This window comes from Fructobacillus sp. EFB-N1, from assembly GCF_001038455.1.
Lineage (GTDB): Bacteria > Bacillota > Bacilli > Lactobacillales > Lactobacillaceae > Fructobacillus > Fructobacillus cardui.
In genome coordinates this window covers 26,129-42,946 of record NZ_LDUY01000002.1, presented here as the reverse complement: position 1 = coordinate 42,946, position 16,818 = coordinate 26,129, and the positions used below count along the sequence as shown (strand labels likewise).

13 protein-coding genes are annotated in these 16,818 nt (G+C 45.7%); all 13 read right to left on the bottom strand.

Annotated elements, in window-relative coordinates; all coding sequences use genetic code 11:
- Window positions 1-64: 64 nt before the first annotated feature.
- The 13 genes from whiA to pheS all read right to left on the bottom strand — a co-directional run bounded on the left by whiA (window position 65) and on the right by pheS (window position 16,583).
- On the bottom strand, window positions 65-1,009 hold the full coding sequence (whiA, locus tag FEFB_RS00480) for a DNA-binding protein WhiA (RefSeq protein WP_047974295.1): 945 nt from the start codon (window positions 1,007-1,009) through the stop codon (window positions 65-67).
- Window position 1,010: 1 nt separating this feature from the next.
- Entirely contained in the window at window positions 1,011-1,976 is a 966-nt protein-coding gene (yvcK, locus tag FEFB_RS00475) for a gluconeogenesis factor YvcK family protein (RefSeq protein WP_047974294.1), read from the bottom strand.
- 81 nt (window positions 1,977-2,057) lie between these two features.
- Window positions 2,058-2,690 carry a JAB domain-containing protein gene (locus FEFB_RS00470; protein ID WP_047974293.1) on the bottom strand — a complete coding sequence of 211 codons (633 nt, stop codon included), beginning with the start codon at window positions 2,688-2,690 and terminating at the stop codon, window positions 2,058-2,060.
- 68 nt (window positions 2,691-2,758) lie between these two features.
- Complete coding sequence (locus tag FEFB_RS00465; RefSeq protein WP_047974292.1) at window positions 2,759-4,159, bottom strand: MFS transporter; 1,401 nt, start codon at window positions 4,157-4,159, stop codon at window positions 2,759-2,761.
- A complete protein-coding gene (locus FEFB_RS00460; protein ID WP_047974291.1) occupies window positions 4,141-5,349 on the bottom strand; it encodes a folylpolyglutamate synthase/dihydrofolate synthase family protein in 1,209 nt (402 codons plus the stop codon). Before FEFB_RS00460 ends, FEFB_RS00465 begins: the two co-directional genes overlap by 19 nt.
- A gap of 126 nt (window positions 5,350-5,475) precedes the next feature.
- Entirely contained in the window at window positions 5,476-7,026 is a 1,551-nt protein-coding gene (locus FEFB_RS00455) for a DEAD/DEAH box helicase (protein WP_047974290.1), read from the bottom strand.
- A 128-nt stretch (window positions 7,027-7,154) separates the two neighbouring features.
- A complete protein-coding gene (locus FEFB_RS00450; protein ID WP_053068890.1) occupies window positions 7,155-8,333 on the bottom strand; it encodes a serine hydrolase in 1,179 nt (392 codons plus the stop codon).
- Window positions 8,326-9,690, bottom strand: a complete 1,365-nt coding sequence (murF, locus tag FEFB_RS00445; RefSeq protein WP_047974289.1) for a UDP-N-acetylmuramoyl-tripeptide--D-alanyl-D-alanine ligase — start codon at window positions 9,688-9,690, stop codon at window positions 8,326-8,328. The genes FEFB_RS00450 and murF overlap by 8 nt, the downstream gene beginning before the upstream one ends.
- Window positions 9,691-9,878: 188 nt before the next feature.
- Window positions 9,879-11,267: a 23S rRNA (uracil(1939)-C(5))-methyltransferase RlmD gene (gene rlmD / locus FEFB_RS00440; RefSeq protein WP_047974288.1), complete on the bottom strand. Its 1,389-nt coding sequence runs from the start codon at window positions 11,265-11,267 to the stop codon at window positions 9,879-9,881.
- 103 nt (window positions 11,268-11,370) lie between these two features.
- Window positions 11,371-11,631 carry a type B 50S ribosomal protein L31 gene (locus FEFB_RS00435; RefSeq protein ID WP_047974287.1) on the bottom strand — a complete coding sequence of 87 codons (261 nt, stop codon included), beginning with the start codon at window positions 11,629-11,631 and terminating at the stop codon, window positions 11,371-11,373.
- Between the two features lie 87 nt (window positions 11,632-11,718).
- Entirely contained in the window at window positions 11,719-13,005 is a 1,287-nt protein-coding gene (locus tag FEFB_RS00430; protein WP_047974286.1) for a UDP-N-acetylglucosamine 1-carboxyvinyltransferase, read from the bottom strand.
- A 69-nt stretch (window positions 13,006-13,074) separates the two neighbouring features.
- Window positions 13,075-15,531, bottom strand: a complete 2,457-nt coding sequence (gene pheT, locus FEFB_RS00425; protein WP_047974285.1) for a phenylalanine--tRNA ligase subunit beta — start codon at window positions 15,529-15,531, stop codon at window positions 13,075-13,077.
- 2 nt (window positions 15,532-15,533) lie between these two features.
- Window positions 15,534-16,583, bottom strand: a complete 1,050-nt coding sequence (gene pheS, locus FEFB_RS00420; protein ID WP_047974284.1) for a phenylalanine--tRNA ligase subunit alpha — start codon at window positions 16,581-16,583, stop codon at window positions 15,534-15,536.
- Window positions 16,584-16,818: the final 235 nt, after the last annotated feature.

Sequence of the window (16,818 nt, the reverse complement as noted above, 5' to 3'; positions counted from 1 at the left end):
GTTCTTAGAATATAATTGTAACGCACTTTATCAAGAAACTAAAATAAAGGCGAATGATTTCAAATTAAATATTGTCCAAATCAAAGTCACCACCAGATTGAATTAAATCAGCTAATTTCGCTAATTTACGCATACGATGGTTTGCTCCCGATTTAGAAATTTCTAAAATATCGCCAATTTCAGCCAAGGAACCATCAGGGTGGTCGAGTCGGGCTCTGGCAAAATCAGCTAACTTAGCTGGTAACTCATCAAGGTCACCAATTGCTTTTTGGATGGTCAAAATTGCTTGGACTTGGCTATTGGCTGCAACAGCCGTGCGCTGCATGTTGGCGACATCGGCGTTATTCATCCGATTGACCGAATTCCGGGTATCGCGAGCAATCCGAATATCGGCAAAATGAAGCATGGTTTGTACAGCACCAATTAGTTTTAGAAAATCAACAATTTTTTCAGCTCGTTTCATATAAACAATGTAACCAGAATGTCGGGGCGTCACCTTGACCTGAAGGTCAAAGTTTGTCATCAAAGCAACCAATTGCTCAGCTAGCTCCTCATGGCCAGTGTAGATTTCCAAATGGTAATTGGCCTTCTCCGGTGAGTTTACCGAACCAGCGGCCAAAAAAGCCCCTCGCAAGAAGGCTTGCTGCTTTTTTTTGCTGTTCAATAACCAAGCCGGTACTTCCTGGTCAATTCCCAATGGATCAACGCCCAGCTCTTTTAAAATTTGCTCAACTTGACTTTGTAAAACAACTAAAAGCTTTTTACGGTCAGATAAGGCGGCCCGCTGATTAACCTGAACTTCCACTACCGCTGTTGGGTAAATTTGCTTAATCAAAGTATAGATACGACGAGCAATAGCCGGATTTTCAGTTTGAACCCGGACTTCCTGCTCAATCCCCCAACTCGAAGCGCCATTCATTTGTAAAAGCGCAGCCAATTCTGATCTGGCAGCATCGTCTGAAACCGTTCGCCCGGTTAGTTCTTTTTTTACTTCTGCTGCGTACGACATCTTACTCCTCTGTCAGTGAAACTAACACGTCGGCAACCTTGTCTCCATCGTGAAAGGCTCCGGCATCACGCAGGGCCAAGAAGTCTTTAGAAATACTCTTAGCTCCAGCTTGTCTGATTTTTGCTGGGTCTTGAACAACTTGTTTGGAAATTTCGCCCCACTTTTGGTAGTCAACGAAATCTGCTGGCACCTCTTGATCATTCGTTAAAACATAATCAATCAAGTTTTGCCCTAAATGGTGATTTAGGACCGCTAAGTGTTCGGCATCAGTATAGGAATCCGTTTCCCCTTTTTGGGTCATGATGTTGGCAATGTAAACCTGCTTAGCCTTTGTTTCTTGCAATGCCTCTTTGATACCTGGCACCACAACATTCGGTAAAATCGATGTAAAGAGTGATCCCGGTCCAAAGACAATTAAATCAGCATCCAAAATAGCCGCAATGGCCTCCGGACTGGCGACAATTTCTTCACCTTTTTCATTTGGCTCTACCCAAACATGGTCCAAAGACTGGTGAGCAGCCGTAATGGCCGCCTCGCCTTCCAAAAATTGACCACTTTTCGTTTTGGCATGTAAAATCAGCGGCTGCTTCGCTACAGGAAAGACATGGCCCTTAATTTTCAAATAATGGGCTAAACGGGCAATCGCTTCCGAAATATCACCGGTCATTTCCGTTAAAGCCGCAATCAGCAAATTACCAACTGCATGTTTAGCCAAAAAAGCATCATTCGTTTTAAAGCGGTACTGGAAAAGGTCTAATAGTTCCTGGTCCCCTTCAGACATGGCTACTAAGATATTGCGAATATCCCCAGGTGGAATAATGTTCACGTAGTCACGCAACAAACCAGAAGAGCCACCATCATCAGCAACCGTTACGATTGCCGTCAAATCGACATCGTGTTGGATTAATGGGCGAATGATGACGGGTAATCCCGATCCCCCACCAATCATCACAATTTTTGCAGTCATCTTTCGATCCTCTCTCGTGCTATTACTAACAATATTTTACCATTTTTACCGGTTTATCATGAGAGCGAAAGAAAGAAATTTCTAAACAAAATCAGTGGCTTCATCAATTTCACCACCCAGTAATTGGCCATTTTCTTGCATCGACCAATAGCCATCCTTGGTCACGATAAAGGCATCAAGGAGTGGCAAGTTTAAGTCCTGCCCCAAACAGTATAGTCGTTTGGTAAACTGTTTGTCTTGAACCGAAGGTCGTAAGTTTCCTGACGGATGGTTATGAGCAATGATGATAGCATAGGCATTGGCCAACAAGGCTCGTTGGAAAATCTCACGTGGTGAGGCGGCCACTTCGGTTAAGGTACCAACGAAAACGACTTCCCAACCAATCACGTCTAATTGCGTATTTAATAGGGCCAAAAATAGTTGTTCCTGCTTTAACGGTCCTAATTTTTCCTTTGCAAAAGCGCCAACCATGTTGGAATGCCGGGCAGAAAGTAAGATTGGTCGACGTTCCGATGCAAAGGTTACTCCTAAGTGCATCGCAATCAACAAGGCCCGGTTCGGGCCCGGATTTTCAGCGATAAAATCAGCCTTTGTCTCATAATCGAGTTCCCAAAAAAGATATTTTTCGGGAAAATACAGCTGAAAAATTTCACTATTCTTTTGGCCATCCTCGCCAATCGCCTCGTAAAAATTAAAAACCTGATTTTTCATCATATTGCAATTCTCCTTCATGCAATCAGACGAAAAAATCAGGTTCAAATCATCAAAAAAGAAAAGAGTCTTTAGTCCTTAATGACCATTGGACCATCACCAGCATCCTTCATGACCTTCAACGACAGATAAACGGCCAAAGCAATCAGAATCACATCAAAGCGATAAGTCCACTGAATACCATTCAAAGTTGCAGCAGACAAATTCGTTGCACCCTTTTGGAAAATGGAAATAATCGATGCAGCCAAGGCGATTCCAACAGCGGCTGAATAATTATTAACTGCTGAAAAAATCGAGTTACCAGCACTATGAAAGACTCGGTCTAGGTGTGAAATGGCATTAGTCATATTGTTTCCAAACCAGAAGCCACCACCCAACTGGGTAATCACAAACGCAATCGTCATCGACCAGACGGTAAATGGTACCAAGACAATCCATACCATGCCAAGAACAATGAATCCTAGACCAATCGCATTAGGCAACTTAGGGCCAAAGCGGTCATACAAGTTTCCAGAGATGATGGACATGATCGCAAAACCAATTGCACCAGGGAAAAGTGACAAACCAGCAACGCTTGAACTCTGCTTCAAAACCAGCTGCAGTCCCATTGGGATTGCATAGTTAAAGGTCAAGTTAACGACCTGAATTAAGACCGCCGCTAGGACCGCCTGGCGAAACATTGGCAGGGCAAACATCTTTGGTGAAAGCAGTGGTTCCTCTTCTTTTTGAGCATAGAAATAGTACCCGAAGATTCCAACCAACATCACTGCTAAAGCAGTTAAGCTCAAGATGTTGAACAGACCGTGACCAGACAAACGATCAACCGTGATTAAGCCGCCAACAAAGAAACAAGACAACAATAACCAGCCAATCAAATCAAAGCGGGCTTTCTTAAGCGGATCAATTTGCTGAATGGTGAACCAACCAACGATTAGGGCAAAGAGCTGGATTGGCAAAACCACCCAGAAAATCATGTGCCAACCATAGTAGGCCGTTAAGAACCCACCAAAGGCTGGGCCCAAGGCAGGCGAAAAAGAAACAATTAAGGAGGCTAAACCAATCATCGTTCCACGGCGATTGTCGGGAACCTGTTCAAAAACGACGTTGTTCATGAGGGGCAAGCCAACGCCGGCTCCAACACCTTGCAGGAGGCGACCAAAAAGGATAAGACCAAATTGGTTGGAGGTCGCATCAATGAAAATTCCAATCAATGACACTACCCCGGCCACCATAAACTGAGACCGGTTACTAAAGCGGGCCTTCAACCAAGGCGACATAATGACAATCATCGACGTCAATAAGATGACCCCGGAGGTCAACCACTGAACCGTCGCTGAATCAACATGCAATTGCTTCATCAAAGCTGGGAAGGAAACGTTCAAAGCCGTCTCCAACATAATATCCGTAAAACCAAGTAAGGCAATTGCCAAAATACTCAAAATGAGCCGAGGGCTTAAGACTTTTTCTGGCATAATTCTCTCCTAACATCACTAATAAAGTACAAGGACCCTGTAATCACAACGGTTTGATTCTGATTTTCACTGAGGGCCTGGTCCAATGAATCGTACCAAATCAGGTCCTGATTTGCTAAGTCCACCTGGTCTTTTTGTAAGCCAGGGCGACCGGCAACACCCTCAAAGGGCACCAAGGCCAACGTAATCTGCGGGTCTTTTTCAAGTTCCAAGAAAGCTAAATCAACATTTTTATCGGCCAAAGAGCCAATGATGACTGTCACGGGGCCAGCCAAATTTTCCTTAATTGACTGGTGTAAGGCCTGAATACCAGCCTGGTTATGGGCACCATCTAAGTAAATCTTTGGCTTAATTTGTTCAAAGCGCCCGGCCAAAAAGGCCTGGTTCAAACCAGCTTGAATCACCTCATCTTGCAAATTGGGACGCCAAGTCTTCAGCGCTAGCACCGCGGTCGCCGTATTATCAGCTTGAAAGCTGCCAGACAAAGCCGAATGAAACGACCCAACCTGTGCCATCAAAACAGGACTGCCAACCGCTTTGGCCTGCGCTTCAATCACTTTTTTGGCCTCATTTGTGACACCAGGCCCAATCACCGTTTTTGATCCCGGCTTGATGATTCCGGCTTTTTGACCAGCAATTGCAGCAACGGTGTCGCCAAGCATTGCCTGGTGGTCCAAGGCCACGGTCGTCAACACGGCAACTTTGGTCATCTTTAAAATATTGGTAGAATCAAAGCGACCACCAATCCCTACCTCAATTACAGCCAAATCAAGGTCTTGGTCTGCAAAGTACAGAAACATAATGGCCGTCACCACTTCAAATTCGGTTGGCGTCAACAGGCCAGAAGATGCCTGCTCCACCCGGTCGGTTGCTTCCTTCACCTTATTGGTATACAAAATCAGGTCAGCCGGTGTGATTAATTCCCCATTGATTTGAAAACGTTCCCGAAAATCGGTCATAAATGGCGAAGTAAAAGTTCCGACACGAAAGCCGGCTTCTTTAGCGACCGCCGTCACCATGGTCGCTACTGACCCCTTCCCATTGGTTCCAGTAATATGGATGGTTTCTTCCAGACGGTCTTCGGGATGACCCAAAACCGTCATCAAGGCGTCTAAACGGGCGAAGCTATCTTTTTTGCCAGCCCTTGGCCGACCGTGAATATAGGCTAAGGCCTCTTCAATTCTCTTCACTAACGGTTCTCCCAACTATAGTTCTAACACTCATTATAACGAGATAGGGACAAAAAAACCGCCTGATTACAGACGGTTTTACACTTTTTTAAGCGACCAATCCGCTCAATTTGTAGTGTATCTAATTTAGCCTTTTTCGCGGACGGTAAAGTCACGGCGACGACGGTTGCCACCACCTTGGTGTCCACCACGGTTATCGCGATTTTCGGAATGTGAACGGTTACCACCACGGTAGCCGCCACCATTACCATTACGACGACCGCCGCCATTACCTCGGTTGCCACCACCGTTACCATTTGAACGACGGTTGCCACCACGGTAACCACCACGACGTGATGATGAACCACCCTTGCGACGAGGCAAAGGACGTTCGCGTGACAAAACAACTGGTGCGTTTTGCTTATCCAAGCCAGCCACGGCAGCCAACAAACCGGCGGCCAATTGTTCGGCTGTGAATTGTGACGTCATTTGGTTAACTTGATCTTGCAATTCAGCTGGGTTCAAGCCCTTAATGGTTACGGCTGCGGTATCAATGGCACCATTAATCCGACCAATCCGAGCTTCCTTCAAAGTTGCTGGTTGCAATGGCGTCATGCGCTTCTTCGTCAATTCTTCAACGGCACGCAAGTAATCCATTTCGTTTGGTGCAACTAAGGTTACTGAAACACCTTCAGCACCGGCACGACCAGTACGACCGATACGGTGAACATATGATTCTGGATCTTGTGGAATATCGAAGTTATAAACGTGACTCACGTCCTTAACATCCAAACCACGGGCCGCAACATCGGTCGCAACCAAAAGATTGATTTCATGGGCCTTAAATTGGTCCAAGACACGTGAACGCATTTGTTGCGTCAAATCACCGTGCAAACCAGCGGCACGGTAACCACGAGCTTCCAAACCACGAGCCAATTCTTCAACTCGACGCTTTGTCCGGCCAAAGACAATGCCCAAGAATGGTTCTTGGATATCGATTGTTCGAGTCAAGGCATCAAACTTTTCTTCGTGACGAACGCGAATGAAGTATTGGTCAACCAAATCAGTCGTCAATTGCTTGGCCTTGATTTGGATGTATTCAGGATTCGTCATAAACTTCATCCCAATTCGCTTGATAGCTTCAGGCATTGTTGCAGAGAACAACAGTGTCTGACGGTGGTCAGGCACCTGAGCGATGATGGCTTCAATGTCATCCAAGAAGCCCATGTTTAACATTTCATCGGCTTCATCTAAAACCAATGTCTTAACACCGCCAAGCTTGGCAGTTTTACGGTTAATATGGTCTAACAAACGACCAGGAGTTCCAACTAAAATTTGTGGGTGTGACTTCAAGCCCTTAATTTGTGGGCGGATATCGGCACCACCGAAGACAACTTGGACGTTAACTGATTTGTCAGAACCAAGCTTCTTCAATTCTTCGGCAGTTTGGATTGCTAATTCTCGTGTAGGTGAGATGATAACAGCTTGGATGTTTTGGTCATTCAAGTCGATGTTTTCCAAGATTGGCAAACCAAAAGCGGCTGTCTTACCAGTTCCTGTTTGGGCCTGGCCGATAACATCCTTACCTGCTAAGGTCAAAGGAATTGTCTTTTCTTGGATGGGGGTTGCTTCAACGTAGCCATGGGCTTCGATTGACTGCAAAATGGCTTGTGACAAGCCGAGTTCATTAAACTTCAAAATTATCTCCTTTTTGCGCACTAGTTCAGCGCGCCCTGACTCATCGCTGAGTCGTTTCCATCATAACGTGCCACCAGCACGTCAAAAATACGCCAAGCAGTTTATAGTCTAGCTGGGCTGACTAGTGTTTAGGAAGGAACCTTCGTTCCTGTTAGCTTCTCATATAGGTCACGTGAGAGACCCTCAAAACTGTGGCCATGGTAGTACTGATTTGCCAATAGAATCACAGCATCTTGGCTATTCTTGCCCAAAACAACGGATGGCTCAAAACCGTTAAAAATCCCATGAGAGGTATAAACGTTGCCATAACGATAAAGACCAGAGACATAGTGGGCCGGCAAATGCTGAACCAAGAGCTCCATTGGGTTATGAAAGAAATCACCATGGAAGAAGAGCCAATAGGCTCGATAAAGCATACCAGCGGACATCGCGAGGTTTCCTGTTCCAGTTTCTCGCTCATTTTCAACCTTGGTGACACCAGTTGGGCTAGTAGTATCTTTTTGATAACCCAAGGCAGCCTGATTATCCTCTGCAAACTGTACATAATCGTCAATGCCGAGCTTGTACTGCTTGTTATAGTAGTCTTTAACCATTTTGTCAAAGGACTGACCCGAAATCTTCATTAAAATACCAGCCAATAACCGGTAATTAACTGGCTGATAAGACCAACCAGCCCCAGAACCAATGGCCGCTCCGGTATTCTCCGTATTATCAGCCGAGAATTGAGCGTTATCTTGATCAGACGTAAAAGTCGTTGGTTGCAACTTTTGCTGCAAAGAAGAGGTCATCGTCAACAAATCTCGGATCGAGATTTGATCAGCATTAGCAATGTTTGGATAAAACTGGCTGAGATGGTCATCATGGGAAAGCTTCTTTTCAGAAATTGCCTGACCGACTAAAACAGCTGTCAAAAATTTAGCAGAAGACGCAATATGATAAACCGTTTGGGCATTATTGTGCACCTGCTTACTATAATTAGCAAAGCCATAACCCTGGTTCAAAATGATTTTGCCATCCTTGATGACTAGGGCTGTTCCGGTGAAATTTTCACTCTTTAATTTTTGATCAATTGCTTCAGCAGTCTGATTCTGCGGACTAAGGTCCTTTTTTAAATTCTTGACATTATCAGCCGAAAATATTTTTTGTTCAGGCAAAATTGCTTGTGGACTAGCTTTGGTTAACTTTGCTAAGCCAATTGCTCCCCCAATAAAAAGAATAATCAAGGTAATAGTTGACAAAGCCAGCCAATGGTCCCTAAACCATAGGGATTTTACTTTTTCTGGGAAAAGATCGACCCGTTTAAGCATGGACACCTCCCTGCTTGCCTTGATCAGTGACCAAATGGTCTACAACTTTCTCCAAGTGGATGCCGTGACTGGCCTTCAAGAAGACACAATCATTTGAATCAAGGTCTTTTGTCAAATCAGTCACGAGTGCTTCTAACTGGTCAGTTTGATATAAGTGAACCTGATCAGATGGCAACGTTTCTTTCAAAACTGTTCCTAGGTTTTCCACCATCAAAGGACCGACTAGGTAAACCGCCTTTGGTTGTGCCTGCAAAACAGCTTCCTTTAAGCTAGCGTGAAGAGCCGGTGCCGCTTCACCAAGTTCAAGCATATCGCCGAGAACTAAGACCAAATTTTCAGTATGATCCTTTGCCAACGCCGCCAAAACTTCCTTGGTCGCCGTTGGGTTGGCGTTATAAACATCCGAAATGACCATTGCCCCATTAGCTGCCGTCAGCAACTGGGTGCGGTTTTTCGTTAACGCAAAATTTTTAAAGGCTGAAGCAATCGTTTGGAGGTCCAAATCGAAAGCTTGGCCAACACGAATTGCCGCCAAGGCATTCCTAACATTATAACGGCCCAGGAGCGGAATTGCAAATTCTTGACCCTGATCGCTAAATTTTGTTTCCTGCAGCGTTTCAACACAGTCCTTTGGTTCCGGTCCAAAACTAACCGTATTGGCTGGCAAACCCTCGGCATCCTGCAAGAGTGGTTCATCTTTTGGAATTAACAACTCCCCACCTGGCTTCAGACCAGCAATAATTTCCAACTTGGCCTTGGCAATGTTGGTTCGTGTCTTAAAGAATTCAAGATGGGCCTCACCAATCATGGTAATAACGACCAAGTCAGGTTGCGCCAGCGTTGACAAAGCCGTCAGCTGACCCGGACGGTCCATGCCCATCTCCAAGACCAAGACCTCAGTTGTCGCTGGCATCGTCAGAATGGTGACCGGCAGGCCAATTTCATTATTAAAATTGGCTGGGGTCTTAAATGTCTGATACTTCGTGGCCAAAATCGCGGCAACCATATCCTTGGTTGTCGTTTTGCCGTTCGAACCGGTAATGGCAACGACCTTTGGCTGAATTGTTTGCAGGTAAAATTTCGCTAATTCCTGCAGGCCCGCTAAAGTATCATCAACAACCACCGCTGGTACGGCCCCATCGATAACATGTTGTGTCTGTGCTAGAACCCCGGTGGCACCGTTTTTGAGTGCCTGATCAATATAATCATGACCATCTTTGTCACCAACTAAGGCGACAAACAGGTCACCGGCTTTCACCTGGCGAGAATCGAAGGCGACACCCGTCACAGTCTGTTCGGCTGGTCCATGCAGACTTCCTTTAGTTGCTTGTGCAATTGTTTGTAACGAAAGATTCATAGCAATTGATTTCCTTACTTAGTAAAAATTTAGGTGGCACTTAATCTTGTTGCTTTTTAAACGACTAGCAGCTGATTTCAATAGCACTTAATTTTAACGCCTTTAAATGACCAGCAGCTGATTTCAATAGCACTTAATTTTAACGCCTTTAAATGACCAGCACCCGATTTCAATAACACTTATAGCACTTAGTCTTCGCGCTTTTGTAAGACGGTAATCGTCTCGATATGAGCAGTCTGAGGGAATTGATCCACCGGAACAACCGGTCCTTTTACCTCATAACTCAGATCCTTAAACAGGGCAACATCACGAGCAGCCGTCACGGGATTACACGAAACGTAAACCACGCGGTCAGGGCCCATTTCAGCTGTCTTTTCAATTAACTTCGGCGTCAAGCCCCGGCGTGGTGGGTCGACAAAGACAACATCTGGTTGAATCCCTTGTTTTTGCCAATCCTCAAACTGATCAGGCGCATCGCGCTCAATATAGCTGGCATTGTCAATCTGATTTAATGCTAAATTCTTCTTGGCATCCATGACTGCCCCGGGAACAACCTCAACACCAATCACTTCCTTGACGCGGTCAGCAACTGAAATCCCGATTGTCCCAATTCCTGCATAGGCATCAACGACAACATCCGTCGGCTTTAAATCAGCCAAGTCGGCTGCCTTTTGATACAGCTTTTCCGTCATGACCGGATTAACCTGGTAGAAGGAATTTGGGCCGATCAAGAACTTTTTGCCGAGCAATGTGTCCTCAATGGTCGCTTGACCAAAGAGCACGCGGTTATTGGCACTTAATTGGACATAATCTTTTTTTGGTGCAAAATTCAAAATTAAGGATGTCAAATCAGGCAAAGCTTCCACGATGTCAGCCACGAGGCCTGCCTCATCTGGCAAATTTTTCTCGTTGGTCACCAAAACCACCATTAACTGCTGGCTATAATAACCCCGGCGCACCATCACATAGCGAATTGCTCCTTCTTCTTGGTCCGGATCATAGGCAGATACACCCCGTTTAGCAAGAATCTCACGAACAATGACAATCACTTCGTCTACCCGGGCATCATTAACATAGTAGTCTTCCATCGGTACCAAATGATGACTACCTCGTTGATAAAAGCCGGACAAAAGCTGGCCATCCTGCCACTTAAGGGGAACAACCGTTTTGTTCCGGTAATAAGTTGGCGTTGTGTCCATCGTAATCGGATTAACAACGGTTACCTCTAGACCAGCATCGTAAAAGTTTTTTTCCACAATTTGTTGCTTAAATTCTTTCTGATTTGCATAAGCCCAGTTAACCAAGGGCGCCGTACCGGCCTCAATCAAATATTGGCGGTTTTGATTTTTACGCCCAGTACTCTCTTTGACCCAGGTCAAAATTTTTCCGTAGGCGGAATACTTATCCACTTGGATAATGTCAATTTCAACTTCTTCACCAAGCATGGCATCAGCTAAATAAATCGGATAATCTGGCCGACCCTCTAAAAAGGCCATGCCCATCCCATTTTGGCGAATCTCCTTGATAGTGACCGCCAATTTTTCATGTAATTTAACAGGTACGATTGTCTTTGCCATCATGCCTCCAGCACTTTGCTTGGTGATAACTCACTGCAAACAAATTCTTTTTCCACAAGCCAAGAAAAAACGCCCACCGAGGTGAGCGTTTTTATAAAACAACTTAGTCGTTGTTCTTGAAGCCGAAGTTAGCAAACTTCTTGTTAAACTTGTCAACCGCACCATCAGCTTGAGTAAACTTCTGCTTACCAGTGTAGAATGGGTGTGAATCTGAAGTGATTTCCATACGTACTGATGGATATTCTTGACCTTCAAAATCAGTAGTTGTGTCAGTTGCAACAACAGATGCTGACAAGAACTTCTTACCAGTTGCGGCATCAATAAAGACAACTGGACGGTAATCTGGATGGATTTCTTTTTTCATGAGTATCTCCTTAGCGCCCTGATTTTATTAAATCAGAGTCAGTTATTAACTTAACTATTCTATCACAGGGATATTATCCATGCAAGGTTAAGGCATCAAGTTGATTAAATCAACACCTTCGATTTTTAAATCGACGCCCAGCGAAGCTAATTTATCAGCTAAGCGGTCGTAACCGCGCAAAATATGTGTGGCGTTTTCAATCACGGTTTGGCCGTCGGCCATAATACCGGCAATCACCAAAGCGGCTCCTGCACGAATCTCTGCCGCTTCCACAGTTGCGCCAACCAAACGCTCGGAATGGTTAACCCTAATTTCACCTGGGTTCAATGATGATAATTCTGCACCCATCCGTCGCAATTCAGCAATATGCTTATTGCGCATTGGATAAATGGTTTCAGTAATCGTGCTTTCACCTTCGGCTAAAAACAAGAGTGGTGTGATTGGTTGTTGTAAATCGGTGGCAAAACCTGGATACGGCATCGTCTTAATGGCAACCGGCTTCAAATCATGGCTTGGCCCGATAAAGACGGAGTCCTCACCGATTTGCATATCAACGCCCATTTCCAACAACTTTGAAGTGTATGACTCCAAGTGTTCTGGAATGACGTTTTTGATGGTTACGCCATCACCAAAGGCAGCGGCCATCGCCATGTACGTTCCCGCCTCAATTCGGTCAGGAATCACTGTGTGGGTATTGCGTGCTTCCAAACGGTCAACACCAGTAATACGAATTGTGTCGGTTCCAGCACCGCGAATATTGGCCCCCATGTTGTTCAAGAAGGTCGCAATATCAATGATTTCTGGTTCCTTGGCGACGTTTTCGATAATCGTCTGCCCCTTGGCCCTTACGGCAGCCAAGATAATATTGATGGTGGCCCCAACAGAAACCGTATCAAGAGTCACACGTGCACCAGTTAAACCATGGGCAGTTGCGTCAAGGGTAATAATATCACCGACTTCAGTCACCGTTGCACCCAAAGCTTCAAAGCCCTTGATATGCTGGTCAATTGGTCGTGATCCGAGGTTATCACCACCAGGGAAAGTTACCGTTGCTCGACCAAAGCGACCAAGCAACGCCCCCATGAAGTAATAAGAGGCGCGCAATGATTTAATGGCTGTTGAAGGCAATTCGGATTCCGTAATCGTGGTTGGATCAATCGAAAGGTCACCGTTTGCGAAATTAGAACGAACGTTCATCGCAGCGAGAATATACTGTAAGTTTTTAACATCTAAAATTTGTGGAACATTGTCAAAGTTGACTGGCGTGTCAGCCAGAATTGCGGCTGGAATTAATGCAACCGTCGAGTTCTTGGCTCCGCCAATGGTCACCGTACCTGAAATCTTGTGGCCACCGTTAATAATAATTTTTGCCATAAGGGCTGTCCTACTTGCTTGTGGTTTTACCCTAATTATATCGTTTTTGTTACAACAAGACAATCCAAATCAGCGGATTTCCGCACCTAATTCTGCCGTTAAAGTTGTCGTCATCTTTTCAAAGGCATCCGTGACAACTGATTCAACTAAAGTATCAGTCTTATCTTGATAAGTCAACTGATAAGCCAATGACTTCTTACCAGCTGGTAATCCCCGGCCCGTGTAAAGGTCAAAGAAAGTCACATTTTGAAGGTAATCCCCCCCATTGGCTTTAATCATATCAAACACCTGTTGTTGGTCCAAACTGTCATCAACTAAGACGGCCAAATCACGACTGATTTGTGGGTACTTTGAAACAGGTTGATAAGCAACTGGTGCCTGTGAATGATCGATGACCACTTCTAGATCAATCTCAAAGGCAAAGGCTGCAGGCAACTTAGTATTCGCCAAAACGGCCGGATGAATTTGACCAACAAAGCCAAGGTAAGTCGAGCCAAGATAAACATCCGCTGTCTGTCCCGGGTGCATGGCTTCGTGTTGTGCACTTTGCTCAAAGCGCACTGCACTTGAATCAAGACCAATCGTCTGCAAATATGCCTCTAAGCGTCCCTTGATATCGTAGAAATCAGCAACTTCATCTTTTTCACCCGTTTGCCAGCTTGATTCAGCAACATTACCAACCAAAACGCCGGCTAGATGTTCACGTTCTTCCGGTTGAACATTCTCGCCTTGGGCCAAGAAAATTCGTCCCTGCTCATATAAGGCAAGGTCCTTAACAGACCGGGCAACGTTATAGGAAACATCATCCAACAGACCGGACAAAAGGTTCTGTCGAATAGTGGTCCGATCTGATGACATTGGATAATCCAAGGCCACCACGTTACGGTTCTGGTCCAAATTGAAGGCAGTTGCCTTTTCAGGAGTTGTCAGGGCATAGGAAATGGCCTGGTCAAATCCAAGGCTTTCCATAATTTCTCGACTAGCACGAATTTTCTTTTGCCGTGGTGTCAAATCACCCGGCGTGCTCTGTCCTTCAACTAGGGCAGTTGGCAAGTTGTCATAACCGTAAAGACGGCCCACCTCTTCAATCAAATCGGCTGGGATGGTCAAATCCGTCCGACGACCAGGAATAGTCACTAAGTACTGACCATCTTTTTCATCGATTGGCAAAGCCAAACGAGTGAAAATAGCAGAAATTGTGGCCACTGACAAATCAGTCCCCAGAATCTGATTAATACGATCGCGACTGATAGCAATCGTTTCCGGTGCTCGGTAAGCAAAGCCAAACTTGCTCAAACCAACAACAATCTTGCCCTTCGTCAACATGGCCATTTCGGCAGCCACTTGATCAAGAACTTCGAGAGTTTGATCCAAGTCAATTCCGCGTTCAAAACGGAATGACGACTCTGACCGCAACGTATGGCGGCGAGCACTTTGCCGCAAGAAGCTTGGGTTAAACTGTCCAGCTTCAACAATGACCTTCGTCGTATCAGCCGTCACAGCAACTGCTGGGTTCGTGGCAATTCCTGCCAAAGACAAAATTTGATCACCAGCTGCAACCACAATATCCTGGTCAGCACGGAGGGCCATTGCCTCTTCTTCACCCTGGGGCAACTTTTCACCCTCTTTTGCCAAACGAACTTCCAGCTGCATCGTGGCTAATTTATCCAAGTCATAGACGTGCAAAGGTTGTCCCGTCAGTAGGAGCCAATAGTTGGCTAAATCAACAATTTTGTTTTCTGGCTTGAAGCCTGCATTCCATAGACGGCTTTGCAACCAGAGCGGTGATGAATCGTTTTTAACTTGGCCCAAGACACGAACTGCATATCCAGTTGCCAAATCTTCGTTTCCGGCAACCGTCACCACCGCATTTGACTCTGATTGATCGCTCAAAACAGTTGTCTGTGGCAGCATCACCTTTTGGTCAGTCATGGCAGCCAATTCATAGGCCATCCCCCGCATTGACAAAAGATCAGCCCGGTTAGGGGTCAAATCAGTATCAATCATCGGATCTTTCAGGCCCAAGACTGCGAGTGCATCATCCCCGGGCTTAACATCATCTTCTTCTGTGAAGACATGAATACCTTCCTCAAAGTCCTGTGGTGCCACAGAATCAGCCAAGCCAATTTCTTGCAAGGCAACCAACATCCCATAAGAGATTTCCCCACGAAGTTGGGCCTCCTTGATGGTCACCAAGTCACCACTTTCACGGTCGACAATCTGAGCGCCAACACGAGCCAAGACAACTAACTGGCCTTCGGCCACATTTGGTGCACCAGTCACAACCTGGATGGTCTCTTTACCATCAAAAACCTGTGTGATCACCATGTGATCAGAATCTGGATGGGGCACAACCGAGTCAACTCGGACAACCACCAAACCAGACTGCTTGGCAGCAGCCGTTCCAACAGATTCCAATTCCACACTGGTCAATTCAATTTGCTGTGCCAAATCCAAGACAGCCTGCTCGCTTAAATCAAGCCCCGGCTGTAAGTATTCGTTTAACCATTTTAAGTTGGTCTTCATGATTAGTTCCCCCGCTTATTAAATTGATCCAAGAACCGGACATCGTTTAAGTAGAATTGACGAATGTCTTCCACGCCATACTTCAGCATGGCAAAACGATCAGGACCCAAACCAAAGGCAAAGGCTGAGTATTCTTCTGGATCAACGCCATCCATCTTCAAAACGTTTGGATGGGTCATCCCCGCTCCCAAAACTTCAATCCAACGGATATCTTCCGGCTTGGTGTCTTCCGTCACTTCGTTCCAAGAAACGTCAACTTCGACGGAAGGTTCCGTAAATGGGAAGTAAGATGGGCGCAGGCGAATTTGGTGCTTTTTACCGAAAAGCTCCTGCATGATTGACAATAATGTTCCCTTCAAATCAGCCATGGTAATGTTCTTACCAACAACCAAACCTTCCACTTGGTGGAATTGGTGTGAGTGTGTCGCATCATCGGTGTCACGGCGGTAAACCTTACCCGGTGCAATCATCTTCAATGGTCCCTTAGAAAAGTCATGCTTCTCCAAAGCGCGTGATTGAACGGGTGACGTCTGCGTCCGTAGCAAAATTTCCGGCGTCACATAAAAAGTATCCTGCATATCACGGGCTGGGTGATCCTTTGGCAGGTTTTCCCGCTCAAAGTTGTATTCATCTGTTTCCACTTCAGGTGAGTCAATCGGGTCATCAATCACTTGATAGCCCAGTCCCAAGAAATGGCTTTCGATTTCATCCATGATTTGTTGCAACACATGACGGTTACCCAACTTGGGCTTTGTTCCCGGCAGGGTCACATCAAGTGTTTCCGCCTGTAACTTGGCGTCCATTGCCGCCTTTTCTTGAACGGCCTTCATGGCTGCTAAGCTATCTTGGATTTGTTGGCGGACCTGATTTCCCACCTGGCCGACAGCTTTCTTTTCATCGATTGAAAGGTCCTTCATCGACTTCAAAACCGTCGTGATTTTTCCCTTTTTACCAAGGTAAGCCACCCGGACTTGTTCCAAGTCGGCTCCTTTTGCTGCCAAATCAGCCTCAGCTTGCTTGGCGATTGCCTGTAATTCATCAATTAATGTCATTCATCTTCCTCTTTTTCCCAATAAAAAAGTCCCCTATGTTGTTCACACAACATAAGGGACGTAAGAGAACTTCCGCGGTACCACCCAGTTTCTGACCAAAAGGCCAGCACTCTTGGCCGGTATCGGCGGCTTACCGTTGACTGTTAGGCCAAAGTCTCCAGACTGAAATTCGAGGCACCAGCAGACGGTCTTGCACTAGACACCGTTCGCTTTACTACTGGCTGACCCCTACTAG

Excerpts from the sequence above, each read along its gene's own strand:
- whiA (WP_047974295.1), bottom strand. The coding sequence starts at position 1,009 with ATGTCGTACGCAGCAGAAGTAAAAAAAGAACTAACCGGGCGAACGGTT.
- yvcK (WP_047974294.1), bottom strand. The coding sequence starts at position 1,976 with ATGACTGCAAAAATTGTGATGATTGGTGGGGGATCGGGATTACCCGTC.
- FEFB_RS00470 (WP_047974293.1), bottom strand. The coding sequence starts at position 2,690 with ATGATGAAAAATCAGGTTTTTAATTTTTACGAGGCGATTGGCGAGGAT.
- FEFB_RS00465 (WP_047974292.1), bottom strand. The coding sequence starts at position 4,159 with ATGCCAGAAAAAGTCTTAAGCCCTCGGCTCATTTTGAGTATTTTGGCA.
- FEFB_RS00450 (WP_053068890.1), bottom strand. The coding sequence starts at position 8,333 with ATGCTTAAACGGGTCGATCTTTTCCCAGAAAAAGTAAAATCCCTATGG.
- murF (WP_047974289.1), bottom strand. The coding sequence starts at position 9,690 with ATGAATCTTTCGTTACAAACAATTGCACAAGCAACTAAAGGAAGTCTG.
- rlmD (WP_047974288.1), bottom strand. The coding sequence starts at position 11,267 with ATGGCAAAGACAATCGTACCTGTTAAATTACATGAAAAATTGGCGGTC.
- FEFB_RS00435 (WP_047974287.1), bottom strand. The coding sequence starts at position 11,631 with ATGAAAAAAGAAATCCATCCAGATTACCGTCCAGTTGTCTTTATTGAT.
- FEFB_RS00430 (WP_047974286.1), bottom strand. The coding sequence starts at position 13,005 with ATGGCAAAAATTATTATTAACGGTGGCCACAAGATTTCAGGTACGGTG.
- pheT (WP_047974285.1), bottom strand. The coding sequence starts at position 15,531 with ATGAAGACCAACTTAAAATGGTTAAACGAATACTTACAGCCGGGGCTT.
- pheS (WP_047974284.1), bottom strand. The coding sequence starts at position 16,583 with ATGACATTAATTGATGAATTACAGGCAATCGCCAAGCAAGCTGAGGCT.